General features: G+C 73.5%; 22 protein-coding genes. 14 read left to right on the forward strand and 8 right to left on the reverse strand.

Annotated features, from left to right (window positions below; genetic code table 11):
- Window positions 1–116: 116 nt before the first annotated feature.
- The 5 genes from AB0M03_RS23945 to AB0M03_RS23965 are packed head-to-tail and all read left to right on the forward strand — an operon-like array spanning window position 117 to window position 5,045.
- A complete protein-coding gene (locus AB0M03_RS23945) occupies window positions 117–1,529 on the forward strand; it encodes an NDP-hexose 2,3-dehydratase family protein (RefSeq protein WP_363494069.1) in 1,413 nt (470 codons plus the stop codon).
- A complete protein-coding gene (locus AB0M03_RS23950) occupies window positions 1,517–2,497 on the forward strand; it encodes a Gfo/Idh/MocA family oxidoreductase (RefSeq protein ID WP_363494071.1) in 981 nt (326 codons plus the stop codon). Before AB0M03_RS23945 ends, AB0M03_RS23950 begins: the two co-directional genes overlap by 13 nt.
- A gap of 9 nt (window positions 2,498–2,506) precedes the next feature.
- A complete protein-coding gene (locus tag AB0M03_RS23955; RefSeq protein ID WP_363494073.1) occupies window positions 2,507–3,265 on the forward strand; it encodes an NAD(P)-dependent oxidoreductase in 759 nt (252 codons plus the stop codon).
- Window positions 3,262–4,557 (forward strand): FAD-dependent oxidoreductase, encoded by a 1,296-nt coding sequence (locus AB0M03_RS23960; RefSeq protein WP_363494075.1) that lies wholly within the window; start codon window positions 3,262–3,264, stop codon window positions 4,555–4,557. Before AB0M03_RS23955 ends, AB0M03_RS23960 begins: the two co-directional genes overlap by 4 nt.
- A 56-nt stretch (window positions 4,558–4,613) precedes the next feature.
- The gene (locus AB0M03_RS23965) at window positions 4,614–5,045 is read left to right on the forward strand and encodes a nuclear transport factor 2 family protein (RefSeq protein WP_363494077.1); all 432 of its coding nucleotides are present in this window, start codon (window positions 4,614–4,616) and stop codon (window positions 5,043–5,045) included.
- Window positions 5,046–5,151: 106 nt separating this feature from the next.
- Here AB0M03_RS23965 and AB0M03_RS23970 read toward each other — a convergent pair whose 3' ends face one another.
- The 4 genes from AB0M03_RS23970 to AB0M03_RS23985 are packed head-to-tail and all read right to left on the reverse strand — an operon-like array spanning window position 5,152 to window position 9,666.
- Window positions 5,152–6,360: a ketosynthase chain-length factor gene (locus AB0M03_RS23970; protein ID WP_363494079.1), complete on the reverse strand. Its 1,209-nt coding sequence runs from the start codon at window positions 6,358–6,360 to the stop codon at window positions 5,152–5,154.
- Window positions 6,357–7,625: a beta-ketoacyl-[acyl-carrier-protein] synthase family protein gene (locus tag AB0M03_RS23975; RefSeq protein ID WP_363494081.1), complete on the reverse strand. Its 1,269-nt coding sequence runs from the start codon at window positions 7,623–7,625 to the stop codon at window positions 6,357–6,359. The genes AB0M03_RS23970 and AB0M03_RS23975 overlap by 4 nt, the downstream gene beginning before the upstream one ends.
- Window positions 7,622–8,602 carry a dTDP-glucose 4,6-dehydratase gene (gene rfbB / locus AB0M03_RS23980; RefSeq protein ID WP_363494083.1) on the reverse strand — a complete coding sequence of 327 codons (981 nt, stop codon included), beginning with the start codon at window positions 8,600–8,602 and terminating at the stop codon, window positions 7,622–7,624. Before rfbB ends, AB0M03_RS23975 begins: the two co-directional genes overlap by 4 nt.
- Window positions 8,599–9,666 (reverse strand): glucose-1-phosphate thymidylyltransferase, encoded by a 1,068-nt coding sequence (locus tag AB0M03_RS23985; RefSeq protein WP_363494085.1) that lies wholly within the window; start codon window positions 9,664–9,666, stop codon window positions 8,599–8,601. Before AB0M03_RS23985 ends, rfbB begins: the two co-directional genes overlap by 4 nt.
- A gap of 204 nt (window positions 9,667–9,870) precedes the next feature.
- On the opposite strand from AB0M03_RS23985, the gene AB0M03_RS23990 reads away from it, so the two are divergent.
- Entirely contained in the window at window positions 9,871–10,623 is a 753-nt protein-coding gene (locus AB0M03_RS23990; protein WP_363494087.1) for a TylF/MycF/NovP-related O-methyltransferase, read from the forward strand.
- A gap of 3 nt (window positions 10,624–10,626) precedes the next feature.
- On the opposite strand, the gene AB0M03_RS23995 is transcribed toward AB0M03_RS23990, so the two are convergent.
- Entirely contained in the window at window positions 10,627–11,529 is a 903-nt protein-coding gene (locus tag AB0M03_RS23995; RefSeq protein WP_363494089.1) for an AfsR/SARP family transcriptional regulator, read from the reverse strand.
- A gap of 476 nt (window positions 11,530–12,005) precedes the next feature.
- On the opposite strand from AB0M03_RS23995, the gene AB0M03_RS24000 reads away from it, so the two are divergent.
- The 7 genes from AB0M03_RS24000 to AB0M03_RS24030 are packed head-to-tail and all read left to right on the forward strand — an operon-like array spanning window position 12,006 to window position 19,812.
- The gene (locus AB0M03_RS24000) at window positions 12,006–13,040 is read left to right on the forward strand and encodes a class I SAM-dependent methyltransferase (RefSeq protein WP_363494091.1); all 1,035 of its coding nucleotides are present in this window, start codon (window positions 12,006–12,008) and stop codon (window positions 13,038–13,040) included.
- Window positions 13,041–13,048: 8 nt separating this feature from the next.
- On the forward strand, window positions 13,049–13,810 hold the full coding sequence (locus tag AB0M03_RS24005) for an NAD-dependent epimerase/dehydratase family protein (RefSeq protein WP_363494093.1): 762 nt from the start codon (window positions 13,049–13,051) through the stop codon (window positions 13,808–13,810).
- 1 nt (window position 13,811) lies between these two features.
- On the forward strand, window positions 13,812–14,840 hold the full coding sequence (locus tag AB0M03_RS24010; protein WP_363494095.1) for a methyltransferase: 1,029 nt from the start codon (window positions 13,812–13,814) through the stop codon (window positions 14,838–14,840).
- A gap of 15 nt (window positions 14,841–14,855) precedes the next feature.
- Entirely contained in the window at window positions 14,856–16,037 is a 1,182-nt protein-coding gene (locus AB0M03_RS24015) for a nucleotide disphospho-sugar-binding domain-containing protein (protein ID WP_363494097.1), read from the forward strand.
- Between the two features lie 9 nt (window positions 16,038–16,046).
- The gene (locus AB0M03_RS24020; RefSeq protein ID WP_363494099.1) at window positions 16,047–17,555 is read left to right on the forward strand and encodes an FAD-dependent monooxygenase; all 1,509 of its coding nucleotides are present in this window, start codon (window positions 16,047–16,049) and stop codon (window positions 17,553–17,555) included.
- 6 nt (window positions 17,556–17,561) lie between these two features.
- Window positions 17,562–18,545, forward strand: a complete 984-nt coding sequence (locus AB0M03_RS24025; protein WP_363494101.1) for an aldo/keto reductase family protein — start codon at window positions 17,562–17,564, stop codon at window positions 18,543–18,545.
- On the forward strand, window positions 18,538–19,812 hold the full coding sequence (locus AB0M03_RS24030) for an AMP-binding protein (RefSeq protein WP_363494102.1): 1,275 nt from the start codon (window positions 18,538–18,540) through the stop codon (window positions 19,810–19,812). Before AB0M03_RS24025 ends, AB0M03_RS24030 begins: the two co-directional genes overlap by 8 nt.
- Window positions 19,813–19,898: 86 nt before the next feature.
- On the opposite strand, the gene AB0M03_RS24035 is transcribed toward AB0M03_RS24030, so the two are convergent.
- The 3 genes from AB0M03_RS24035 to AB0M03_RS24045 are packed head-to-tail and all read right to left on the reverse strand — an operon-like array spanning window position 19,899 to window position 22,265.
- Window positions 19,899–20,654, reverse strand: coding sequence for an ABC transporter permease (locus AB0M03_RS24035; protein WP_363494105.1), 756 nt, complete (start codon window positions 20,652–20,654; stop codon window positions 19,899–19,901).
- A 13-nt stretch (window positions 20,655–20,667) separates the two neighbouring features.
- Window positions 20,668–21,636, reverse strand: a complete 969-nt coding sequence (locus tag AB0M03_RS24040) for an ATP-binding cassette domain-containing protein (protein WP_363494108.1) — start codon at window positions 21,634–21,636, stop codon at window positions 20,668–20,670.
- Window positions 21,633–22,265, reverse strand: a complete 633-nt coding sequence (locus AB0M03_RS24045) for a PadR family transcriptional regulator (protein WP_363494110.1) — start codon at window positions 22,263–22,265, stop codon at window positions 21,633–21,635. The genes AB0M03_RS24040 and AB0M03_RS24045 overlap by 4 nt, the downstream gene beginning before the upstream one ends.
- Window positions 22,266–22,348: 83 nt before the next feature.
- Here AB0M03_RS24045 and AB0M03_RS24050 point away from each other — a divergent pair, with 83 nt between their 5' ends.
- Window positions 22,349–24,823 (forward strand): excinuclease ABC subunit UvrA, encoded by a 2,475-nt coding sequence (locus AB0M03_RS24050; RefSeq protein ID WP_363494112.1) that lies wholly within the window; start codon window positions 22,349–22,351, stop codon window positions 24,821–24,823.
- Window positions 24,824–24,974 lie beyond the last annotated feature (151 nt).

Genomic DNA, 24,974 nt, shown 5'->3' on the forward strand with positions numbered 1-24,974 from the left:
CCGCGCCGGAGCACCGCTCGAATCGGCGTGGAGCGCCGCTCCATCCCGCTTCGAGCCCGTCTCGATGCGGCCGCGGGACGGTGGGCCCTCCGCACCGGCACCCGGAAGGAACCGCGATGGCCCGCGCAGCAGACACCAGGACGGCGGCCCGGTCCGCCCGCACCCCGTCGGCCGACCACGCCGCCAGGCTGGCCCGTTCGGCGGCGGCCGTCGACGGGGTCGAGGAGGTGTCCGGCTGGCTGGCCGACCGGCGGCGGGCCGGCACCTTCGAGGTCGAGCGGATCCCGTTCGACCGGTTGGAGAAGTGGCACACCGTGCCCGGGACCGGCGACCTGGTGCACGAGACGGGCCGGTTCTTCTCGATCCGGGGCCTGGAGGTCCGGGAGGAGGACGGGCGGACCTGGTCGCAGCCGATCATCTGCCAGCCGGAGACCGGTGTCCTCGGCATCCTGGCCAAGGAGTTCGGCGGCGTCCTGCACTTCCTGATGCAGGCCAAGACGGAGCCGGGGAACATCGGCCCGGTCCAGCTCGGCCCGACCGTCCAGGCGACCCGCAGCAACTACACCCGCGTGCACCGGGGCCGGCCCACCCCGTACGTCGAGTACTTCCTGGCCGCGGAGCGCGGCACCGTGCTGACCGACGTGCTGCAGTCCGAGCAGGGCGACAGTTTCCTGCGCAAGCGCAACCGGAACCTGGTGGTCGAGGTCACCGGCGACGTCGAGGCGGGGCCGGACCACCGCTGGCTGACGCTGGGCCAGATCCACCGGCTGCTCGCGGTCGACAACCTGGTCAACATGGACGCCCGGACCGTGCTGTCCTCACTGCCGCTGCCGCCGGCCGGGGACGCGGACGCGGACGCCGGAGGACCGCACTCCGACACCGCGGTCCTCAGCTGGCTCGCCGGGTTGAAGGCCCGGCACGGCCGCGAGGTCGGGCTGGTGCCGCTGGACCGGGTGGCCGAGTGGCGGCGGACGGACACCGAGATCGCGCACGTCCGGGGGCGCCACCAGCGCGTCGTCGCCGTGTCGGTGGTCGCCGGCAACCGCGAGGTGACCCGGTGGACGCAGCCGCTGCTGGCCGCAGAACGACCGGGGCTGGCGGCCCTGGTCGTGCGCCGCTCGGCGGGCGGGCCGCAGCTGCTGCTCCAGGGTCTGTCGCAGCCGGGCACCTTCGACGCGGTCGAGATGGCGCCGACGGTGCAGTGCGTCTCGGACGGGTTCTCCGACCTGCCGGAGCCCCCGCCGTTCCTGGACCGGGTGCTGGCCGCGCCGCCGGAACGGGTGCTGTACTCGGCGGTCCTCTCCGAGGAGGGCGGCCGCTTCCACCGGCGCGCCAACCGGTACCTGATCGTGGCGGCCGGCGACGACTTCCCGGAGGAGCTCCCGGACCGCTACTGCTGGGTGACGGCCGATCAGGTCCGGCGGTTCATCCAGTTCGGCAACCACTTCACGGTGGAGGCCCGCACCCTGGTCGCCTGTCTCGGGTCGCTGCAGGGCCGGGAGGACCTGGGGGGCCCGTGGAACGCCTGAACGTGGGGGTGCTCGGGTGCGCGTCCATCGCCCGGCGCAAGATGCTGCCCGCGCTGACGGCCTGCCCGTTGACCCGGGTCGCGGCGGTGGCCAGCCGCTCCGGCGAACGGGCCGGGGAGTTCGCCGCCGAGTTCGGCACCGAACCGGTCACCGGCTACCGGGCGCTGCTCGACCGCCCGGACGTGGACGCCGTCTACGTCCCGCTGCCCGCGGGGCTGCGCGCGGAGTGGATCGTCCGGGCGCTGGAGGCCGGGAAGCACGTGCTGGCCGAGAAGCCGCTCACCACCGCTGCGGCCCCGGCCCGGGAGGCCGTCGACCTCAGCCGCCGGCGCGGGCTGCTGCTGATGGAGAGCTTCATGTTCCTCCACCACAGCGCCCACCGCCGGGTACGGGACTTGGTGGAGTCCGGGCGGATCGGCGAACCGCGCTCGTTCTCGGCCGAGTTCACCGTCCCACCGCTCCCCGCGGGCGACATCCGCCACCGCCCCGAGCTGGGTGGCGGCGCGCTGCTCGACCTCGGCGCCTACCCGGTCCGCGCGGCGCAGCTCTTCTGCGGCCCCGGCCTGGAGGTGGCCGGAGCGGTGCTGCAGTACGACCCCGCGACCGGGGTGGACACCGCCGGCTCCGCGCTGCTCGCCTCGCCGCGGCTGACGGCCGTGCTGTCCTTCGGCATGGAGCACCACTACCGCTGCCGCTACGGCCTGACCGGGAGCGAGGGGACGATCACCCTCGACCGGGCGTTCACCCCGCCGCCGGACCACCGGCCGGTGGTCCGGATCGAACGCCGGGAGGGCACCGAGGAGTTGCTGCTCCCGGCCGACGACCACTTCGCCAACATCGTGGACGCCTTCGCCCGAACCGCCCTCTCCGGCCGCGGCTTCGCCGACCACGGCGACCGCATCCTCCGCCAGGCGGACCTGCTGGAACGGATCCGCCGGGCCGCCGTCACGGCCTCCCCCGCCGGATAGGAGCTCTCGATGCAGATCGTCGGCCGCGGCTTCCTCGCCCAGAGCCTCCGGCCCCTGACGGCCCGCCACCCCGACACCGTGGTCTTCGCCGCGGGCGTGTCCAGCGGCACCAGCCAGGCGGACGCCGGCTTCGCCCGCGAGGCCGACCTGCTGTACGACGTCCTCGCGGGGTGCCTGCGCGGCGGACGGCGGCTGGTCTACTTCTCCACCTCCTCCGCCGGCCTGTACGGCGTGCAGCAGCGCCCGTGCCGGGAGGACGGGCCGGTGCGCCCTGCCTCGCCGTACGGGCGGCACAAGTTGGCCATGGAGGAGGTGATCCGCGGCTCGGGGGCGGACCACGTGATCCTGCGCCTGGCGTACCCCGTGGGGCGGGCGCAGCGCCCCCACCAGTTCCTGCCGTCCCTGGTGGGGCAGGTCCGGTGCGGCCGGGTGCGGGTGCACCGCGGGGCACGGCGCGACCTGATCGACGTGGGGCACGCGGTGGCGCTGATCGACGCGCTGCTGGCAGCCCGGGTGCCGTGCGGGGTGGTGAACCTGGCCTCCGGCTGGTCCGTCCCGGTGGAGGACATCGTCGGGCACATCGAGCTCCGGCTGGGGGTCACCGCCGAGCGGCAGGTCGTCGAGGTGCCGCCGGAGGACCCGGTCTGCACCGAGCGGCTGCGGCGGCTGGTGCCGGCCGCGGCCCGGATGGGGTTCGGCCCGCACTACTACCGCCGGGTGATCGACGCCTGTCTCGCCCGGACCCGACTTCCCGAGGAGCCCTCGTGACGACCGCACCTTCCGACGCGCCTTCCGACGCGCCTTCCGAGACGACCGCGGACGTCTGCGTGGTCGGCGGCGGACCCGCCGGTCTGGCGCTCGCCCTGCTGCTGCTCCGGTCCGGCCTGCGGGTGACGGTGGTGGAGCGATCCTCCTCGCTCGACCGCGAGTACCGGGGGGAGATCCTCCAACCGGGCGGGCTGGCGCTGCTCGACCAGTTGGGGGTGCTCGCCGCCGCGGAGGCCCGCGGCGGGCACCGCCTGGACCGGTTCCAGCTGGTGGAGCGGGGCAGGCCGCTGCTCGACATCGACTACACCCGGCTGCCCGGCCCCCACGGCCGGCTGCTGAGCATCCCGCAGCAGCACGTGCTGGCCGAACTCCTCTCATCCTGCCGGGAGTTCGACGGATTCCGACTGCTGGCGGGGTGCCGGGCGACGGAGCTGGTCCGGGAGGGCGGGGCGGTGCGCGGCGCGGTGGCCGACGGGCGGGGCGGGCGGCACACCGTCCGGGCCGCGGCGACGGTGGGCGCGGACGGCCGCTTCTCCAAGGTGCGCCGGCTGGCGGGGATCCCCGCCGACCGGGACGACGTGTTCGACTTCGACGTGCTCTGGTTCAAGCTGCCCGGTTCCGGGGCGCCGGGCAGGGCGGTCCGGGTGTTCCGCGACGGCGGGCGGCCGGTGCTGGCGTACCCGTCCTACCCGGACACGGTGCAGCTCGGCTGGACCCTGCCGCACCGGGGGTATGCCGAACTGGCGCACCGCGGGCTGCAGTTCGTGAAGGACGAGATCTGCCGGGCGGTGCCCGAGTACGCCGGCCCGGCGCGGGAGCGGATCACCGCGCTGACCGATCTGACGCTGCTCGACGTCTTCGCCGGCCGGGCCCGGGAGTGGGTCCGCGACGGCCTGGTGCTGATCGGGGACGCCGCGCACACGCACAGCCCGCTCGGCGCCCAGGGGATCAACCTGGCGCTCCAGGACGCCGCGCTGCTGCACCCGGTGCTGGTCGAGGCGGTGCGAGCCGGGGACGTGTCGGCCGGGCGGCTGCGCGCCTACGCCGAGCCGCGGGCCCGGGACATCGACCAGGTGATGCGGATGCAGACCCTGCAGGCCCGGGCGATGCTCTCGCAGGGCCGGGTCGCGCGGGCCGTCCGGCCCCGGCTGGCCTCGCTGGTGCAGCGCACCCCGGCCGGCTCCAGGATCACCGGCCGGATCGCCTTCGGCAACCCGGCCGCCCGGGTGCGCTCCGAACTGTTCGTCCCAAAGATCCCGGCCGCGCCCGGGTCTTCGAACGCGCTCGGGTGACCACCGACAACCCGCCAGGAAGACGACCCGCCAGGAAGAGAAGAGGAGTCCACGAGATGGTGCACACGACGACGGTGCCGCTGGAGCGGCTGCGTGCCGACATCGAGCAGTTCTACGCCCGGCACATGCAGCTGCTGGACAGCGGCCGGGCCGAGGAGTGGGCCGCCACGTTCACGGAGGACGGCACCTTCCAGTTGCCCGGGCGGCCCGCGCCGAGCCGCGGGCGTGCCGAACTGGCCGAGGGTGCCCGCCGTGCCCGGGCCGCCCAGGAGGCGGCGGGCGAGACCCACCGCCACTGGCACGGCATGCTGGACGTCGAGGCGCGGCCGGACGGCGGTGTCGGGGTGCGCTGCTACGCGTTGGTGTACCTGACGCCGCGCGGCGGCGACCCGCGGCTGCACCGCGCCTGCGTCTGCGAGGACGTGCTGGTGCGGGTCGACGGCGCGTGGCTGGTCCGCACCCGGGTGGTGACCCGGGACGGCCACTGAGCGGGCGCCCGGCGGACGACACGGGCGCGACGATCGGAGGGCGGGCCCCCACCTCATGGATGGGGGCCCGCCCTCCGGCCGTCCGGTCCGTGCCCGGCGGCCCGCCTCAGGCCTCCCGGGCCTCGACGGCCACCGCCGAGTTGAAGCCGCCGTGCCCGCGGGCGAGCACGAGGGCTCGGCGCAGCGGCTGCCGGCGCGGTGCGGTGACCAGGTCGAGCGCGTACTCCGCCGCGGGGCGGACGTTGACGGTCGGTGGGATCACCCGGTCGCGCAGGGCGAACAGGGCGGTCGCCACGTCCAGCGGGCCGCTGCCCGCGGCGAGCCGGCCGGTCATGGTCTTGGGGGCCGTGACCGGTACTCCGTGCGGGCCGAACAGGTCGGCCAGGGCGGTCGCCTCGGCGCGGTCGGCGGCGGGTGTGCCGGCCGCGTCGGCGAAGACCACGTCGACGTCGGCGGGTTTCCAGCCGGCCTGGTCGAGGGCCTGGCGGGCGGCGCGGACGAGGCCCGCGCCGCGGTCGGTGCCGGTGCGGCCGTCGAAGGAGGTGCCGTAGCCGGTGAGGAGGCCGTGGATGCGGGCGCCGCGGGCCCGGGCGGCCCGTTCGTCCTCGAGGACCAGGATGGCGCCGCCCTCGCCGAGGACGTGGCCGCAGGCCCGGTCGTCGAACGGCAGGTAGGCGTCGGCGGGGTCCTCCCGGGTGCTCAGTGCGCCGCCGGTGAGCTGGGCGGTCCAGCTCCAGGGGCAGAGCGATCCGTCGACGGCGCCGCTGACGACGGCCGGGGTGCCCTTGCGGATCAGCCGCCGGGCCTGGGCGAGGGCGTCCAGACCGCCGGCGCCGTCGGCGACGACGACGCCGCTGGGTCCGCGCATGCCGTGCCGGATGGAGATCTGGCCGGTGTTGACGGCGTAGAACCAGGCGAAGGACTGGTAGGCGCTGACGTGGGCGCTGCCCTTGGACCAGAGGTTCTGCAGTTCGCGCTGGCCGAACTCGAAGCCGCCGGCGGTGTTGGCGGTGACGACGCCGATGCCGTACTCGGGCAGTTCGGCGGGGTCGAGGGCGGCGTCGGCGAGGGCCCACTCGGCGGCGACCAGGGAGAGCCGGGTGATCGGGTCGGTCTGCGGGAGCAGCCGGTTGGGCAGGTGGACGGCCGGGTCGAAGCCGGTGATCTCGCCGGCGAGCCGGGACGGGTAGGGCTCCGGGTCGAACCTGGTGAGCGGGGCGATGCCGCTCTCGCCGCGCAGGGTGGCGGACCAGTACGCGTCCGGTCCGACGCCGTTGGGGGCGAGGATGCCGAGGCCGGTGACGGCGGCGGTCATGCGGCGTGCTCCCCGGTCCGTGCGAGCACCATGGCGCTCTGGAAACCGCCGAAGCCGCTGCCGACGGTGAGGACGGTGTGCAGGTCCTTGCGCCGGGCGTGGAGCGGCACGTAGTCGAGGTCGCACTCGGGGTCGGGGGTGTGCAGGTTGGCGGTGGGCGGGACGATACCGTGCTTCAGGGCGAGGGCGCAGGCGGCGATCTCGATGGCGCCGATGGCGCCGAGGGAGTGGCCGACCATCGACTTGATGGAGCTCATGGGCGTCTCGTACGCGTGGGCGCCGAGGGCCAGTTTGACGGCGGCGGTCTCGTGCCGGTCGTTCTGTTTGGTGCCGGAGCCGTGCGCGTTGACGTAGTCCACGTCGCCGGGGTGGATGCCGGCCTCGGTGAGGGCGCGGCGGATCGCCTCGGCCATCTCCTTGCCGTCGGGGCGCAGCCCGGTCATGTGGAAGGCGTTGCAGCGGGAGGCGAAACCGGTGATCTCGGCGTAGACGGTGGCGCCGCGGCGCACCGCGTGCCCGTGCTCCTCGAGGACGAACATCGCCGAGCCCTCGCCGAGCACGAAGCCGTTGCGGGTGACGTCGAAGGGGCGGGAGGCGTGTTCGGGGTCGTCGTTGCGGGGTGTGGTGGCGCGGATGGCGTCGAAGCAGGCGAGGGTGATCGGGGAGATGGGGGCGTCGGTGGCACCGGTCACCATGACGTCGGCGCTGCCCTCGGCGATCAGTTCGCGGGCGTGGGCGACCGCGTCGAGGCCGGAGGTGCAGCCGGTGGACACGACGGCGGCCGGGCCCCGGGCGTCGACCCGGCGGGCGATCTCGGCGGCCATGGAGCTGGGCACCAGGTGGCCGTAGAGGTGCGGGACGGCGTAGCCGTGGTCGACGAGCCAGTCGCGGCCGCCGTTGCTGACGGCGACGTACTCGCGTTCCAGGCTGGTGGTGCAGCCGACGGCGCTGCCGACGGTGACGCCGAGTCTGTCGGGGTCGACCAGGTCGTGGGCGAGTGCGGCGTCGGCGACCGCCTCGTCGGTGGCGACCGCCGCGAACTGGGTGGCCCGGTCCATCCGCCGGATCTCCTGCGGGGTCAGACCGTGCAGTTCGGGGTGGAAGTCGCACTCGGCGGCGATGCGGGAGCGGAAGGCGCCGGCGTCGAAGAGGGAGATGGGCCGGGTCGCCGTCCGGCCGGAGGTGATGAGGTCCCAGAAGGACTTGGTGCCCGTCCCTCCGGGGGCCACCAGCCCGATGCCGGTGATGACGACGCGCCTGTTCATCGGTGTCCTTCCCTGGGGTGCGGGGCCGGCTGCCACCAGTCCCGGTGCTCGCGGTACCAGCGGACGGTGTCGGCCAGCCCCCGGTCGAGCGGGATGCGCGGTTCGAAGCCGAGCCTCGTGCGGATGCGGGTGTCGTCGACGGAGTAGCGCCGGTCGTGCCCCTTGCGGTCGGGCACCGGGCGGACGCTGTCCCAGGAGGCGCCGCAGAGGTCGAGCAGCCGGCGGGTGAGGTCGGCGTTGGAGAGTTCGACGCCGCCGACGTTGTACGCCTCTCCCGGTTCGCCCTTCTCGAGGACGAGTTGCACGGCCCGGCAGTGGTCGTCCACGTGCAGCCACTCGCGGACGTTCAGGCCGTCCCCGTAGAGCGGGATCCGTTCGCCGTCGAGCAGACCGGTGACGAACCGCGGGATGACCTTCTCGGGGTGTTGGCGGGGGCCGTAGTTGTTGGAGCAGCGGGTGATCGAGACGTCGAGGCCGTGGGTGCGGAAGTAGGCGCGGGCCATCAGGTCGGCGCCGGCCTTGGACGCGGCGTAGGGCGAGTTGGGCAGGAGCGGGCGGTCCTCGGTCCACGACCCCTGGGCGATGGATCCGTACACCTCGTCGGTGGAGACGTGGACCATCCGCGGGACGCCGGTGCCCAGGCAGGCGTCCAGGACGGTCTGGGTGCCGACCACGTTGGTGCGGGCGAAGACCGAGGCCTCCGCGATGGAGCGGTCGACGTGCGACTCGGCGGCGAAGTGCACCACCGCGTCGTGTCCGGGCAGGACGTCGAGCAGGGCGGGCCGGTCGCAGACGTCGGCGCGGACGAAGGTGAGGCGGGGGTTGTCGAGGGGGAGGTTGGCGGTGTTGCCCGCGTAGGTGAGTTTGTCGACCACGGTGACGCGGGCCCTCGCGTAGCCGGGGTAGGCCCCGGAGAGCAGGCTGCGCACGTAGTGGGAGCCGATGAACCCGGCGCCGCCGGTGACCAGGATCCTCATGCGAGCACGCGGAGTTCGGTGTGGTCGCCGACGACGAGCCGGTGCCGTCCGTCGCCCGGCGGGGAGATCCCGACCCGGGCGGAACGGCCGATGACCGATCCGTGGATGCCGTTGACGTCGGTGACGGTCGCCCGGTCGAGCAGGATGGTGTGCGAGACGCCGGCGTCGGTGAGGACGCAGTCCTCGCCGATCGAAGTGTGCGGGCCGACGTAGCTGTCCTCGACGAGGGTGCCCGCGCCGACGATCAAGGGGCCGCGCAGGTGCGAACGGACGATCCGCGCGCCGGATTCGACCACGACCGGGCCGAGCACGGTGCTGGCCTCGTCGATGCTGCCGGCGACGTGGGGTTCCACCCGGTCGAGCAGCAGCCGGTTGCAGTCGAGGATGTCGTCGATCCGTCCGGTGTCCCGCCACCAGCCGGTGATCTCGGCGGCCCGCACGTCGCGGCCTTCGGCGACCATCAGCTGGACGGCGTCGGTGATCTCCCATTCACCGCGCAGGCCGGGCCGGATGCGGGCGACGGCGTCGTGGACGAGCGGGGAGAAGAAGTAGGCGCCGGCCACCGCGAGGTTGCCGCGCGGGGCGCGGGGCTTCTCCCGGAGCGCGGTCACCCGGCCGTCCGGGCCGGCGTCGACGATGCCGTACTCCTCGGGGTTCGGCACCCGGACCACGGCGACCTGGGCGGCGGGCCGGGTGCGGCGGAAGGTGTCGGCGAGGGCGGTGATGCCGTCGGAGAAGACGTTGTCGCCGAGGTACATGACGAAGTCGTCGTCGGCGAGGAACTCCCGGGCCAGCAGCACGCAGTGCGCCAGACCGAAGGGGGCCTCCTGCTGGATCCAGGTGATCTCCAGGCCGAAGCGGGAGCCGTCGCCGACCGCCTCCCGGATCTCGCGGTGCCAGTCGCCGACGACGACGGCCGCCTCGGTGACGCCGGCCCGGCGGATCTGTTCGAGGCCGTGGAAGAGGACGGGTTTGTTGACGACGGGGACGAGTTGTTTGGGCATGGCGTGGGTGAGCGGGCGCAGCCGGGTCCCCATGCCGCCGGCCAGGACCAGTGCCTTCAAGGCGTTTCCTCTCTCTGCGGTTCGGGACGCATTTCCCCCTTGGTATCCCGCCGCCCCCACAGGCCCGGTCGAGCCGTGCTCGAAGCGGTCCGGTCGGTCCGCCGCCGGCTTTCGAGCGGAGTTCGAGTGCGCGGCCGTAGGTTTCCTGCCCCGGTCATCGGCGCCCCCGTCGGTCGGGGGCATGTCCGGCTCGAGGAGGAAAACGTGATCCCACAGGGCGGCGAGCTCTACCTGGACCTGGTGAAGCGGGTGCTCGCGAACGTCATCTACGAGGACGCGCCGGTCGGTTGGTACGGCGACGTGGACGGCTACGACGCCGGTCTCCGCTCGTCGGGGCGGGACCTGCCCACGACCGCGCACACGATGGTGGGGCTGCAACGGCTGGACGACGTCCAGTCGTGCGTCTCCCGGACGCTGGAGGACGGGGTGCCCGGTGACCTCATCGAGACGGGGGTGTGGCGCGGCGGTGTCTGCATCCTCATGCGGGCCGTGTTGGAGGCGTACGGCGTGCGGGACCGCCGCGTCTGGGTGGCGGATTCGTTCGAGGGCGTGCCGGTGGTGCACTCCGGGAGCCATCCCCTGGACCGGGAGATGGCCCTGCACCGGATCAACGGGGTGCTGAAGGTCACCCGCGAGGAGGTGGCGGAGAACTTCGCCCGGTACGGGCTGCTCGACGAGCAGGTCCGGTTCCTGGAGGGGTGGTTCGAGCGGACGCTGCCCTCGGCGCCGATCGACTCGCTGGCGGTGATGCGCCTGGACGGCGATCTCTACGAGTCCACCACGGATGCGCTGACCCACCTGTACCCGAAGCTGTCGGTCGGGGGTTTCGTGATCGTCGACGACTACAACATCGAGCCGTGCCGGCAGGCCGTCACGGACTTCCGCGAGCGGCACGGCATCAGGGAGCCGATCGTGCCGGTCGACGGCTGCGGCGTCCACTGGCGCCGGGAGGGGTAGCCCTCAGCTGGCGAGGCGGGGTGCCCAGGGGCCGGGTGCCGCGGGTGCTCCGCCGAGCCGGTCGAGCAGCAGGTTCCCCTCGGCGTGGTCGGGTCCGTGTTCCAGGGCGGGGTCGGCGGCGAGCATCGCCCGGTGCAGGCCCTGGATCCGCAGGGACGGTTCCAGTCCGAGTTCGCCGACCATGTGGTCGCGGAGCCGGCGGAAGACCTCCAGTGCCTCGGGGCAGCGTCCGCACCGGTAGAGGGCGAGCATGTGCTGGGCGTGCAGGTTCTCGTTCATCGGGTACTGGCCGACCAGGGAGGCCAGTTCGCCGGGGAGTTCGTGGTGCCGACCGAGCCGGAGCCTGGCGTCGACGCGCTGCATCAGCGCGGTCAGGCGGTTCTCCTCCAGGCGGCGGATCTCGGCGTCGAGCAGCGGGCCGGGCTTGACGTCGACCAGCGGGGCGCCGCACCAGAGTTCGAGGGCCTCGGTGAGCAGCCGGACGGCCGTCTCGTCGTTGCCGTCGGCGAGTGCCTGCCGGCCTTCGGCGAGCAACCGCTCGAACTCGTGGGCGTCGATGTTGCCGTGGCGGACGATCAGCTGGTAGCCGCCGAACTTGGTCACCAGGACCTTGCGGGCGACCTCGCCCGCGGAGATGCCGAGGGCCCGGCTGAGCATGCGGCGGACCTGCAGGACGTAGGTCTGCAGGGTGGTCTGGACGCTGGCCGGGGGGTTGTCCCCCCAGAGTTCTCGGGCCATCGCCGCGGTGGGGACGACCCGGTTCGCCTGCATGACGAGCAGGGCGATGATCTTGCGCGGTTTGGGTGCGGTGAGTTCGTCCACCATGTTGACCCCGTCGGCGGTGCGCAGCCTCAGGGCACCCAGAACGTGGATCTTGAAGCACTCATGACGATCACTCGCGATCATTTCAGCCCCCGGGACTCTGTCGGCGATCCAGCATCGTGCTATCACGAAACTAGTATCATGAGATTAATTGTTCATGTCAACGTTGTTCCTCGAGGCCACCGCCTCGGGGGCGGGGCGGCGATCCTAAGGCCATTCCCACGAAACCCCTGGTCAACCGCCCTGGCACAGCCGGGCGGGGCACCCCCGCGACATCAGCGACGGTGCGGGCACGGAGAGTGTTCACCCGCCCCAGGCAAACCCCTGGTCACAAATGTGGAGGTCCTGCAAAGCCGCTGGCCCTGATGCAATCCGTACCGACCGGAACATCCATCCCGGTTACCCGCAGTGCAGCACGACCCCTCCCCTGTGATCTGCGTCACATGGAGCGCGCTCTCCCGTGCGCCCCCGGCCTCCACCGCGGCTCAAGCGGATCGCCAGGCCGCGGCCACACGATGCTCTGGCGAACCGTCAGCACCCGCCGCACCCAGGGAGACCGGATGACCGACGACCGAGTACCGACCGTCACCAGGCAGGAACTGCTCACCATGATGTCCGCGGTCCGCAAGACGGGTGTGCTGCGGGCCGGCGTCGACCTGAAGGTCTTCGACGCCCTCGCGGACGGGCCGGCCGACCCCGGGGCGGTCGCCGCCGCGTGCGGGGCCGATCCGCGCGCCGTGCACGTCCTGCTCAACGCCCTCGCCGCGATCGGCCTGCTGGAGACGGACGGTGACCGCTTCCGGCTCGCCCCCGGGGCCGACAGCGTCCTCGTCAGCACCCACCCCGACTACTACGGCCACGCCGTCCGGCTCGCCGCCAGCGACTACGAGTGGGACGCGATCAAGCGGCTCGGCGAGGCCGTCCGCAACGGCGGCACCGTGATGGAGCAGAACGCCGAGACGCCCTCCTACACCTTCTGGGAGGACTTCGCCGCGCTGGGCACGCTGAACACCCGGCCCATCGCCGACCTCGTCGCCGACACGGTGCTCCCCGTGCCCACGGCGCCCGGTCGAAGCGGCCCCGCGGTGCTCGACGTCGCCTGCGGGCACGGCCTCTACGGCTACACCCTGGTCGCCCGCGACCCCGCCGCCCACGTCTGGTCCCTGGACTGGCCCAACGTGCTCGCCGTCACCGAGACCAACGCCGAGAAGCTCGGTGTCCGCGACCGCGCCCACTTCATCCCCGGCGACATGTTCGACGTCCCGCTCGGCGGCCCGTACGACATCGCCGTGGTCGCCAACGTGCTGCACCACTTCTCGACCGCCCGCGCGACCGAACTGCTCGCCCGGACCGGGAGCGCCCTGCGGCCCGGCGGCAAGCTGGTGGCCATCGCCATCAGCACCGACGACACCGCACCGCACCTCGACCCGGTCCCACACCTGTTCTCCGCGTTGATGCTCGCCTGGACCTCCGAGGGACAGGTGCACCCCGTCTCCGCGTACGAGGACATGGTCGTCGAGGCCGGCTTCACCCGGCCCAAGCCGTACACCCTGCCGCACAACCCGCTGCGGGTGCTGATCGCCGAACGCCTCTGAGGAGCACGATGGAGATCGTCGGACGCGGCTTCCTCGCCGGCAGCCTCCGACCGCTGGCGGCCGCCCACCCGGGCACGGTGGTCTTCGCGGCCGGCGTGTCCAGCGGGCACAGCACCTCCGACGCGGAGTTCGCCCGCGAGGCCGAGCTGCTCTACCAGGTCCTCGCCCGCTGCGAGCGCAGCGGCCGGCGGCTGGTCTACTTCTCCACCTGCGCCAGCGGCATGTACGGCGCCGGCAGCCGCCACAGCCGCGAGGACCGGCCGGTCTTCCCGAACTCCCCCTACGGCCGGCACAAACTGGCGATGGAGGGCGTGCTGCGCGCGTCCGGGGTCGACACCCTGGTGCTGCGGCTGGCCTACACGGCGGGCCGGACCCAGCGCAGCCACCAGCTGCTGCCCTCGCTGGTCGCGCAGATCCGCTCCGGCTCGGTGCGGGTGCACCGCGGCGCGCGGCGCGACCTGGTGCACGTGCTCGACGTGGTCGCCGTCATCGACGCCCTGCTCTCCCGGGGCGTCTCCCGCGAGGTGGTGAACGTCGCCTCGGGCCACGCCGTGCCGATCGAGGAGATCATCGCCCACCTGGAGGACCGCCTCGGCACCGTCGCCGCGAAGGAGGTCGTGGACGTCGCGGACGACCACTCCGTCTCCAACGCGAAGCTGCTCCGCCTGCTGCCCGCCGGAGCGCGCCCCGCCTTCGGGCCCGACTACTTCCGGACCGTCATCGACCGCTACCTGGAAACCCCTCCCACCCCCGTCACCGGAAAGGCATGACATGACCCTTCTCGCCCAGACCTCCGGCCCGACCTCGGTGGCGCGCGCGCTGCTGCGGCTGAACACCTCCTACTTCCAGGCGAAGGTGCTGCAGAGCGCCGTGGAGCTCGACCTGTTCGGGCTGCTCGCGCAGGAACCGGCCACGGCCGGGGAGATCTTCGCCCGGCTCGGCCTGCGCCCCCGCCCCGGCGCCGACTTCCTGGACGCCCTGGCCGCCCTCGGCCTGCTGGAACGCGGGGACGACGGCCGGTACGCCAACCACCCGGAGGCCGCCGAGTTCCTGGTGCCCGGCAGCCCGCGCTACCTCGGCGGCTCGATCGCCCAGCACTCCCGGCTGCACTTCCGCTCCTGGGCCTCGCTGACCGACGTGCTGCGCAACGAACCGGCCAAGGTGCAGCGGGACTTCCGCAAGGACTTCGAGGACCTCGACAACGTGCGGGGGCTGATGGCGCACATGGACGCCTTCAACAGCTTCGTCGCCCACGAGCTGGACCACCGCGTGGACTGGTCCCACTACACCTCCTTCGTCGACATCGGCGGGGCCCGCGGCAACGTCGCCGCCCACCTGGTGCGGGTCCATCCGCACCTGCGGGGCGCGGTGTTCGACCTGCCGGCGGTGGAGCCGCTGTTCGACGAGCACATGGCGGCCCTCGGCACCTCGGACCGGGTCCGCTTCGAGGCAGGCGACTTCTTCGCCGACCCGGCGCCCGCCTCCGACGTCGCGATCATCGGCCACGTCCTGCACGACTGGCCGCCGGCCGCCCGCGCCGAGCTGCTGAAGCGGGCCTTCGAGGCCGTGAACCCCGGCGGGATCGTGGTCGTCTACGACGCGATGCTCGACGACGGGCGCACCGACGCCGTCCCGCTGCTGCAGAGCCTGAACTGCGGGATCATGCGCGACGGCGGCTCCGAGTACACGGTCGCGGAGTGCCGCGGCTACGCGGAGGACGCCGGCTTCACGTTCGTGTCGGCCGAACCGGTCGACTCCCTGACCGGCGACCGCGTCCTGATCGCGGCCAAGCCGTCCTGACCCCGCGGAGTCGCTGTGCGCGTCCTGTTCACGACGGCGGCCTGGCCGTCGCACTACATGTTCATGGCCCCGCTCGCCTGGGCCTTCCGCGCCGCCGGCCACGAGGTGCGGGTGGCGGCCCAACCGCACGTCGTGGAGACCGTCCTGGCTTCCGGCATGACCGCCGTACCGGTCGGCCCGGACCTCGACTTCGCCCGGCTGCACCGCAAGTTCGTGGCGGAGACCGATCCCGGGCTGTACCGGACGCGGGACGCGATCATCACGATCTTCCACCGCGTCGCCGAGATGATGGCGCCCGACGTGGTCGCGCTCGCCGGGGCGTGGCGGCCGGACCTGATCGTCCGCGACCCGGTCGCGTTCGCCGCGTCGGTCGCCGGCCAGGTGGTGGGTGCCCCGGTGGTCCGGCACGCCTGGGGGCCGGACCTCTACGGCACCGACCCCGGCAAGTGGCTCGCCCACCACGTCCTGGAACGCCTCGGCCCCACCTACGCGCTGTACGGCGCCGAGGCCCCCGGTGCCTTCGACCGGCTCGCCGTCGACCCGACGCCGCCGAGCCTGCGCATCGCCGCGCCCGGGCCGTCGCTGCCGATGGAGTACGTGCCGTACAACGGACCGGGCGTGGTGCCGCCGTGGGTGCTCGAACCGCCCGTCCGGCCCCGGGTCTGCATCACCTGGGGCACCTTCACCTCCACCGCGACCGACCAGCCCGAGATGTTCCTCGTCCCGAAGATCCTCGACGCGCTCGCCGGTCTCGACGTGGAGCCGGTGCTGGCGGTCACCGCCGCCGAGCGGGAGCTGCTCGGCGACCGCGGGCCGGAGGTCCGGATCGTCCAGGACCTGCCGATCCACACCGTCCTGCCGAGTTGCTCGGCGGTGGTCCACCACGGCGGCGCCACCACGGTGCTCTCCGCGGCCCGCTTCGGCGTGCCGCAGCTGACCATGCCGCACCTGTTCGAACAGCGGCTCAACTCCGACCTGTTGGAGACCGCCGGCGCCTGCATCCAGCTGACCGCCGAGCACGCCGACGCCCCGGCGATCCGCTCCGCGGTGGCCGAACTGGTCCGACCCGGTGCACCGCAGGCCGCCGCCTCGCTCGGGCTGCGCGAGGAGATCCTCGCCATGCCCCCGCTGGCATCGGCGGTGGACCGGATCGAGGCGTGGCTGCGGGCCGGCGCCACCACGGACATCGACGGCTGAGGGGGCACGGTGGAGTACGACGTCGTCGTCGCGGGCAGCGGGCCGGTCGGCCTGATGCTCGCGGCGGAACTGCGCCTGGCGGGCGTCCGCGTCCTGGTGGTCGAACGGCTCACCGAGCCCGCCGGCCACGACCGTGCGGGCGTGCTGCACACCCGCACGGTCGAGTACCTGGACATGCGCGGCCTGCTGGAACGCTTCAAGGACGGCATGGCGACCGTCTCCGGCCTGCCGTTCGGCGGCATCTTCAGCCGGGGCCTGGACCACACCCTGGTGGAGACCGGGCACCCGTACAGCCTCCTGGTGCCGCAGTCCAGGACGGAGGAGCTGCTCGCCGAACACGCCGCCGCCCTGGACACCGAGATCCGGCGCGGCCACGAACTCACCGGCCTCGCCCAGGACGCGGACGGGGTCACCGTCACCCTCGCCACCCCCGACGGCGAACGGCGCGTCCGGGCCCGCTACCTGGTGGGCTGCGACGGCGGCCGCAGCACGGTGCGCCGGCTCGCGGGCATCGGCTTCCCCGGGTTCGCGCCCTCGGTGAGCGCACTGATCGGCTACGTCACCCTCACCGAGCGGGACGTGCCGAAGCGCTGGCTCCGCACCGGGAACGGCGTGGTGGTGCTCGCCTTCCCGCCGGAGGGCGGCACCGGCCGGGTGGTCGTCATCGAGTACGGCCGCCCCCACCCGTCGCCGCAGCAGCCGGTCACCCTGGAGGAACTGCGGGCCGCCGTGCACCGCGTGCACGGCCGTGAACTCGACCTGGTGGAGCCGGTGCTGTGGATGTCCCGGTTCAGCGACGCGACCCGGCTCGCCGAGACCTACCGGTCCGGCCGGGTGCTGCTGGCCGGGGACGCCGCCCACGTCCACTTCCCGATCGGCGGCCAGGGGCTGAACACCGGCGTCCACGACGCCGTCAACCTGGGCTGGAAGCTGGCGGCGGAGATCCACGGCTGGGCCCCGCCCGGCCTGCTCGACACCTACCACCGGGAACGCCACCGGGCCGTCGAACGGGTGCTGCTGTACACCCGGGCCCAGCTCGCCCTGATGAACCCGGACGAGCACCACGTCACCGCCCTGCGGCAGGTGTTCGAGGAACTGCTGTTCCTCGAGGACACCAACCGGCACCTGACCGCGGCCCTCAACGGGCTCGACCTGCGCTACGGCGAGGAGGAGGGCCCGGACGGCGGCACGGCGGGGCGGCACCCGCTGGAGGGCCGGTTCGTCCCCGACCTCGACCTCGAGGCGGACGGCCTGCCCACCCGCACCGCCGAACTGCTGCGCCGCGGCCGGGGGGTGCTGATCGACCTGACCGCCGACGGCGCACCGGCCCGGACGGCCGCCCCCTGGCGGAACCGGATCGACATCACCACGGCCCGGGCACCGCAGGACGCACCCACCGCCCTGCTGCTCCGGCCGGACGGCCACGTCGCCTGGGCCGCCGCACCCGGCCCCGCCGGCACGACCGACGGGCTGGCGGCGGCACTGACCCGGTGGTTCGGACCACAGGACTGGAGGTAGCACGGCATGGAGCACCGGTACCTGGGCCGCAGCGGGCTGCGGATCAGCGAGCTCGTCTTCGGCAACCTGCTCTACCCGCAGGACAGCACGCCCGACGAGAGCGTGCTCGCCTGCCTGCGGGCGGCCCTGGACAGCGGGATCACCACCTTCGACACCGCGGACATCTACGGCATGGGCCGCTCCGAGCAACTGCTCGGCCGCGCCCTGGCCGGGGAACCGCGGGACGGCGTGGTGATCTGCACCAAGGTCTTCTTCCCCACCGGCACCGGGCCCAACGGCTCGGGCCTGTCCCGCAAGCACGTCCGCGAGGCCCTGCACGCCTCGCTGCGCCGGCTCGGCACCGACTACGTCGACCTCTACACCGCACACCGGTACGACCCGAACACCCCGCTGGAGGAGACCGTGTCCGCCTTCGCGGACCTGGTCCGGGCCGGCCAGGTGCTCTACCTCGGCGTCTCCGAGTGGACGGCCCCGCAGATCGCCGAAGCGGCCCGGCTGGCCCGGGAGTTGAACGTCCAGCTGATCTACAGCATGCCGCAGTACTCCGCGCTGTGGCGCGAGCCGGAGGCGGAGGTCGTCCCCGTCTGCGAGTCATTGGGGATCGGCCAGATCCCGTACTTCACGCTGGCCCAGGGGGTGCTCACCGGGAAGTACCGGCCGGACTCCCCCGCCCCGGAGGGCTCCCGCGGGGCCGCCGAACTCGTCGGCGGCCGGGCGAGGTTCATGCGGCGGCTGCTGACCGACGAGGTCCTGGAACGGGTCGCACGGCTGGAACCGGTGGCCGCGGAGGCCGGCCTGACCCTGCCGCAGCTGGCCGTCGCATGGGTGCTGCACCGCCCGAACGTGGCCGGTGCGGTGATCGGCGCGTCCCGGCCGGAGCAGGTCCGGGAGAACGCCGCCGCGTCCGGGACGAAACTCGACCCGGAGACCATGGCGCGGATCGACGACGTCCTCGGCCCGGTGGTGTCCCGGGGGGACCTCGATGGCTGAGCCCCGGAAGTCCCTGCCCACCCGGGAGCGCACCGGACGCGGCGCCCCGTCCCGCTACGCGGCCGAACTCTTCGAGGGGCTGTGCCGGTGGCCGGGCCGGACCGCGCTGCGGGACGGGGACCGGAGGGTGGGCTTCGGCGAGCTGGTGGAGCAGAGCAGCCGCATCGCCCGGGCCCTGGAGGACATGGGGATGACCCACCGCGAGGGTGTGGTCTGCCTGGCCGGCAACTCCCCCGAGCACGTCGCCCTGCGGCTCGCCGCGCACCTGCTGGGCTGCCGGTTCGCCGCCCTGCACGCGGGCGACCCGGCGGACGTGGCCGCCGCCCGGGAGGTGGCCGCCGAACAGCGGCCCGCGGTCTTCGTGGTCGACCGGTGGGGCGCCGGGGCCCTGGGCACGCCGGAGCCCGGCGTGCTCTCCCTCGGCGTGCCGGGCTTCGGCACCGACCTGTCCGCCCTGGCGGCGCGGATGCCGGGCGGACCGATGCGGCCGCGCGCCCGGGAGCAGGACATCGCCCTGGTGGCGTACTCCCGCGGCACCACCGGCCGGCGCCGCGGCGCGGTCCACCGGTTCTCCGCGATGAACGTCACCTGGCGGCGGCCGCACGAGGGCGAACTCGGCGACTTCCCGGCCGGGGTGACGACGCTCGCGGTGAGCCCGCTGGCCGGCAACGGCGGCGAGGTCGCGCTGATGCTGATGCGGGCGGGCTGCACGGTCATGCTGATGAACGGCTTCGACGCCGGACGGGTCCTGGCCACCGTGGAGTCGGAACGGATCACCAGCACCTACCTGCCGGCGCAGCACTTCGCCGAGCTGGTCGCCCACCCGGACCTGGAGCGCACCGACCTGTCGAGCCTGCGCTACCTGCCGTACGGCAACGGGCCGGTGCGGGCGTCCGTGGTGCGGCGGGCGGTGGAGGCGTTCGGGCCGATCCTGTCGCAGAACTACGTGAGCAGCGAGATCCGCGCGATCAGCCTGCTGCGGCAGGAGGACCACCGGGCGGCGGCGGGCGCCCGGCCCGAACTGCTCGCCTCGGTCGGGCAGCCGCTGCCCGCGGTCGACGTGCGGGTGTGCGGTCCGGACGGCGAACGGCGGCCGGCGGGCCGCTCCGGCGAGATCCGGCTGCGCGCCCCGCACATGATGAGCGGGTACTGGCGCGACCCCGCCGCCACCCGGCTGGCCCTGGCCGGGGGTTGGCTGCGGACCGGTGACCTGGGCCGGGTCGACCCCGAGGGGTACCTCTACCTGGAAGGCCGTCTGCCGGGGTGACACACCCCGGGGCACGCGCGGGGAGTCCACCCGATGCGGGGAGCCCGGGGAGCCGTCAGGCTCCCCGGGCTCCGGTGCGTTGTGCGTCAGGCGTTCTCGCGGGCGAAGGTGCGGGTGCCGACCGCGACGCAGACGGCGGCCAGGGCGACCGAGACGAGCGTGCCCTCCAGCACGGCCGCGGTGGCGTAGTGGCCGGCGAACAGGTCGCGGATGGCCTCCACCACGTACCGCAGCGGGTTCAGCCGGGAGAGCACGTCCAGCCAGGTCGGTGCGAGGCTCATCGGCAGCAGGATGCCGGCGAGCAGCATGATCGGCAGGGCGGCCGAGGTGAGCAGCGGGGCGAACTGGTCCTCGGACTTGAGGGCCACGCCCAGGGCGAGCGAGAGCGAGGCCAGCGCGGTGCCCAGCAGGACGACGAGGACGACGGCGGCGAGGATGCCGAGGACGCCGGCCCGCAGGCCGAGCAGGACGCCCACCGCGACGATGATCACCGACTGGGTGAGCAGGATGGCGATCTCCCGCCCGACCCGCCCCATGAGGAGGGCGAAGCGGCTGACCGGGGTGACCCGCAGCCGTTCGATCACACCGGAGCGGACGTCCGAGATGATGCCGAAGCCGCAGAATCCGGCGCCGAAGAGTGCGAGGTAGACCAGGACGCCGGGGACGAAGGTCTGCCAGGTGTCGCCGTCGCCGCCCATGCCGCCGACCTTGGTCAGCAGCGGGCCGAACAGCACGAGGTAGAGGACGGGTTGGACCAGACCGAGGACGATCGTGATCCTGTTGCGGAAGGTGAAGCGGACCTGGTTGTCGAAGACGAGCAGGGTGTCGCGAAGTGTCTGCATGTCAGCCCCCTGTTCAGACGGCGCCGGCGGTGGCGGGTTCCTCGGAGCGGCCGGTGAGGGTGAGGAAGACGTCGTCCAGGGTCGGACGGTCGACCTGCACGGACACCGGTTCGACCCGGCGCGCCTCCAGGGCGCGGAGCAGGTCGATCATGGTCCGGCTGCTGTGCCCGGCGCGGAAGCGGAGGGTGTCGCCGGCGGTGGTCAACCCGTACGTGCCGGGCAGCCCCTCGACCACGACGGCGGCCTCCTGCACGGTGCCGGGTGCGACCTCGATGGTGACGGCGTCGCCCTCGACCCGCCGCTTGAGCTCCTCGGGGCTGTCCTCGACGAGGATGGTGCCGCTGTCCATGATGAGGATCCGGTCGCAGAGCGCGTCGGCCTCGTCCAGGTAGTGGGTGCTGAGGAAGACGGTGGCCCCGAGTTCGTCGCGCAGGCGGCGGATGTGCTCCCACAGGTTGCTGCGGCTGGTCGGGTCGAGACCGGTGCTGGGCTCGTCCAGGAAGATCAGCGGCGGGCGGTGGACCAACCCGAGGGCGATGTCGAGCCGGCGCCGCTGGCCGCCGGAGAGGCTGCCGACGAGCCGCGTCCGGAGGTCCTGCAGGCCTAACTGGGCGGCGAGCGAGTCGATCTGGGTCCGGGCGTCGGCCTTGGACATGCCGTACAGCCGGGCCTGCAGCATCAGCTCGTTGGCGACCAGTTCGGCCGGGTTGGCGCCGCCGCCCTGGGCGACGTAGCCGATCCGGCGGCGGACGCCGACCGGGTCGGCGAGCAGGTCGGCGCCGGCCACGGTGGCGGTGCCGGCGGTGGGCCGCAGCAGCGTGGTCAGCATGCGCAGGGTGGTGGTCTTGCCGGCGCCGTTCGGGCCGAGGAAGCCGACGATCTCACCGGCGGCGACCGTGAAGTCGACCCCCCGCACCGCGTTCACCTCCCCGTGCGGCGCCTGGAACGTCCGGGCGAGCCCGTGGACTTCGATCATGTTCATGTGTGGACCTCCGTGGTCGGTTCGTCAGTCTCGTCGGTCTCGTCGGCCGGGTCGGCCGCACCGGGGTCGTCGGCGCCGCCCGTGGGGCGGGGGCCGGAGGCGTCCGCGACGGCCTGCTCGATGACCCGGTCCAGGTCGTCCTGCCAGGCGAGTTCGGCGTCGAGCTGGATCACTCGGCGGCGGAACATCACCGCGTCGAGCGGGCCGATCGCGCCGGCGCTGTGCAGGGCCTCGCCCTCCGCCGCGATGCCGTCGCGCAGCACGCGGAGCGCCTCGCGGCGGCGCTTGAGCAGGCCGAGCAGGGTGGGCAGGTCGTCGGTCCGGGTGAAGAGCAGCGCGACGCCGAACGGGTCGGTGCCGTGGTGGATCTCCGTGACGGCCTCTTCGCGCAGGGTGCGCAGCTCCGTCTCGCCCTGGGCGGTGATGCGGTAGACGGTTCTCGCCGGCCGCCTGCCCACCTGTTCGGTGCGGACGGACTCGACCTGGCCGGTCTCGTCCATCGTCCGGAGCTCACGGTAGAGGGCACCCACGCTGACGCCGCCCCAACTGCTGACGCTCGTCACCTCGGCGATGCGGCGGATTTCGTGGCCGTGGAGCGGACCACTGTTCTGCAGCGTCCCGAGAACCATGAGTCGAGTTAGATTCACGGCTTTAGTATCGTGAGAGTAGTATCGAGAGTCAAGTTCATCGGACGGCATGGGAGGAGCCCCCAGTGAGCCACACGGACCGCGTCCCGGGCGGGGATGTCATCGAGATCGTCGGTGCCAGGACGCACAACCTCAAGGACGTCAGCGTCACGTTCCCGAAGAACAAGATCGTCGCCTTCACCGGCGTGAGCGGCAGCGGGAAGACGTCCCTGGCCATCGACACCGTCCACGCGGAGGCCCAACTGCGCTACCTGAACGGCATCTCGCCGTTCTTCCGGCAGTTCATCTCCCCCAAGGACCGGCCCCAGGTGGACCGGATCAGCGGGCTCGGCGTCACCCTCGCGGTCGACCAGCGACGGCTCAACCGCAGCCCCCGCTCGACCCTCGGCAGCATCAGCGGGCTGAACGACTTCCTCGGGCTGCTCTTCGCCCGGATGCCCGCGCTCGGCCCGCTCGCCGTCGAGCACCCCGAGCTGCGCAACCTCACCAGCGCCTACTTCGACCGGTACAGCATGGAGGGGCGCTGCAAGCGGTGCGCCGGCATGGGCCACACCGACAGCGCAGAACCGGACCGGATCATCACCAGGCCCGACCTCCCGCTGTTCGGCGGCGCGGGCGAGTGGTTCGGGCGCACCAACTCCGGCGAGCACCTGGCGCTCCCCGCCCTCGCCGCGGCGCACGGCGCCGACCTGGACCTGCCCTGGAGCGAGCTTCCCGGGGCCTTCCGGCACGCCGTCCTGCACGGCACGGACGGCGAACCGGTCACCTTCAAGATCACCAACCGGCACAAGAAGTCCGGCACCGAGACGGTGATCGAGCGCAGCGTCCCGCTGATCGGCGCCGTCCGCGAGGTCACCCGGTTGTACGAGGCCTCCGGCACCGACACCGCGCGCGAGGCCTACGCCCGCTTCATGGTCCGGGTGGCGTGCCCCGCCTGCCACGGCACCGGCTTCGGCGAGACCGCCCGGACCCTCGAACTCGGCGGCCTCACCTACCCGGAGGTGATCGAGCTGCCGGTGGAGGAGCTGCGCACCTGGGTGGACGGCATCGACGCCACCCTCACCCCGATGCAGCGGGAGGTCGCCGTCAACGTGCTGCCGGACCTCGCGCGCCGGGTCCGGCTGATGGTCGAACTCGGCCTCGGCCACCTCCAGGTGACCCGCACGGCGCCGTCGCTGTCCGGCGGCGAGCTCCAGCGGGCCCGGGTCACCGCCCAGCTGAACATGGACCTCAGCGGCATCGTCTTCGTCCTGGACGAGCCGAGCGCCGGCCTGCACCCCGCCGACAAGCACCCGCTGCGCGAGATCCTGACCGACCTGCGCGACGCCGGGAACACCGTGCTGCTCGTCGAGCACGACCCCGAACTCATCGCCCTCGCCGACTGGGTGGTGGACCTCGGCCCCGGCGCCGGACGCCGGGGCGGCACGCTGGTCGCCTCGGTGCCGACCGCCGAGCTGAGCGACCACCCGCAGTCGGTCACCGGCGCCTACCTCGCCGGGCGCGGCCCGCGGGTGCACCGCCCCCGGCGGTTCGACGCGCGGGCGGCCGCGCGCCTGAGCCTGCTCGGCGTCGACGTCCACAACGTCCGACTCGACCGCGTGGACATCCCGCTGTCCACCCTGACCTGCATCACCGGGGTGAGCGGCAGCGGCAAGAGCAGCCTGCTGCACCGGGCGCTGGGCGCCGGCCTGGAGGCCGTGCTGCGCGGCGAGCGCCCGACGGCGATGGCCGGCGTCGAGGGCGCCGGGCAGCTCGGCTGGGTGACCGTCGTCGACCAGGACCCGATCGGCCGCACCCCCCGTTCCAACCCCGCCACGTACACCAAGGCCTTCGACACCGTCCGCAAGCTCTTCGCCGCCACCCCGCGGGCCAAGGCGCTCGGCCTGGGCCCCGGCGCGTTCTCCTTCAACTCCCCCGGCGGCCGCTGCGAGACCTGCACCGGCTACGGGCGGCGCCAGGTGGACCTGCACTTCATGCCCGACATGTGGGTGGAGTGCGACGTCTGCGAGGGCCGGCGGTTCACCCCCGAGGTTCTGGGCGTCACCTACCGGGGCAAGGCGGTGGACGAGGTCCTCGCCATGACCGTGGACGAGGCGGCGGAGTTCCTCACCGAGCCCGCGGGCCTGGCCACCACGCTGCGCGCCGTCCAGCGGGCCGGCCTGGGCTACCTCCAGCTCGGCCAGAGCGGCACCGAGCTGTCCGGCGGCGAGGCGCAGCGGCTGAAGCTGGCCAACGCGATCCTGCTCGGCACCACCGGGCGCGGCCGCGGCCTGGTCCTCCTGGACGAGCCGGTCACCGGGCTGCACCCCTCGGACGTGCAGCGGATGGTGGACGCCTTCGACATCCTGCTGGCGAACGGCAACTCGGTCGTCATCGCCGAGCACGACCTGCACGTCGCCGCCTGCGCCGACTGGATCATCGACATGGGTCCGGGTGCCGGCGACCGCGGCGGCCGGGTGGTCAACGAGGGGACGCCGGCCGAGATCGCCGCCGGGCCCGGGGTGACCGGCGAGTACCTGCGCCGGGTCCTCCCCGTCTGACGGCCGGGCGGGCCGGACCGCCCGTCGTCCAGTGCACCTCAACCGTTTGTCGAGTCGCGTCCGGGACGCTCCCGATCACAGGGACCGTCCCGGGCGCGGGACGGTCCGGCCCGGGCCCCCGCCCGCCCGACCGGGCCGGCGGGTCCGCGTC

Origin of the sequence: Kitasatospora sp. NPDC051914 (assembly GCF_040680995.1) — a bacterium.
In the GTDB taxonomy this organism is placed as follows: Bacteria; Actinomycetota; Actinomycetes; order Streptomycetales; family Streptomycetaceae; genus Kitasatospora.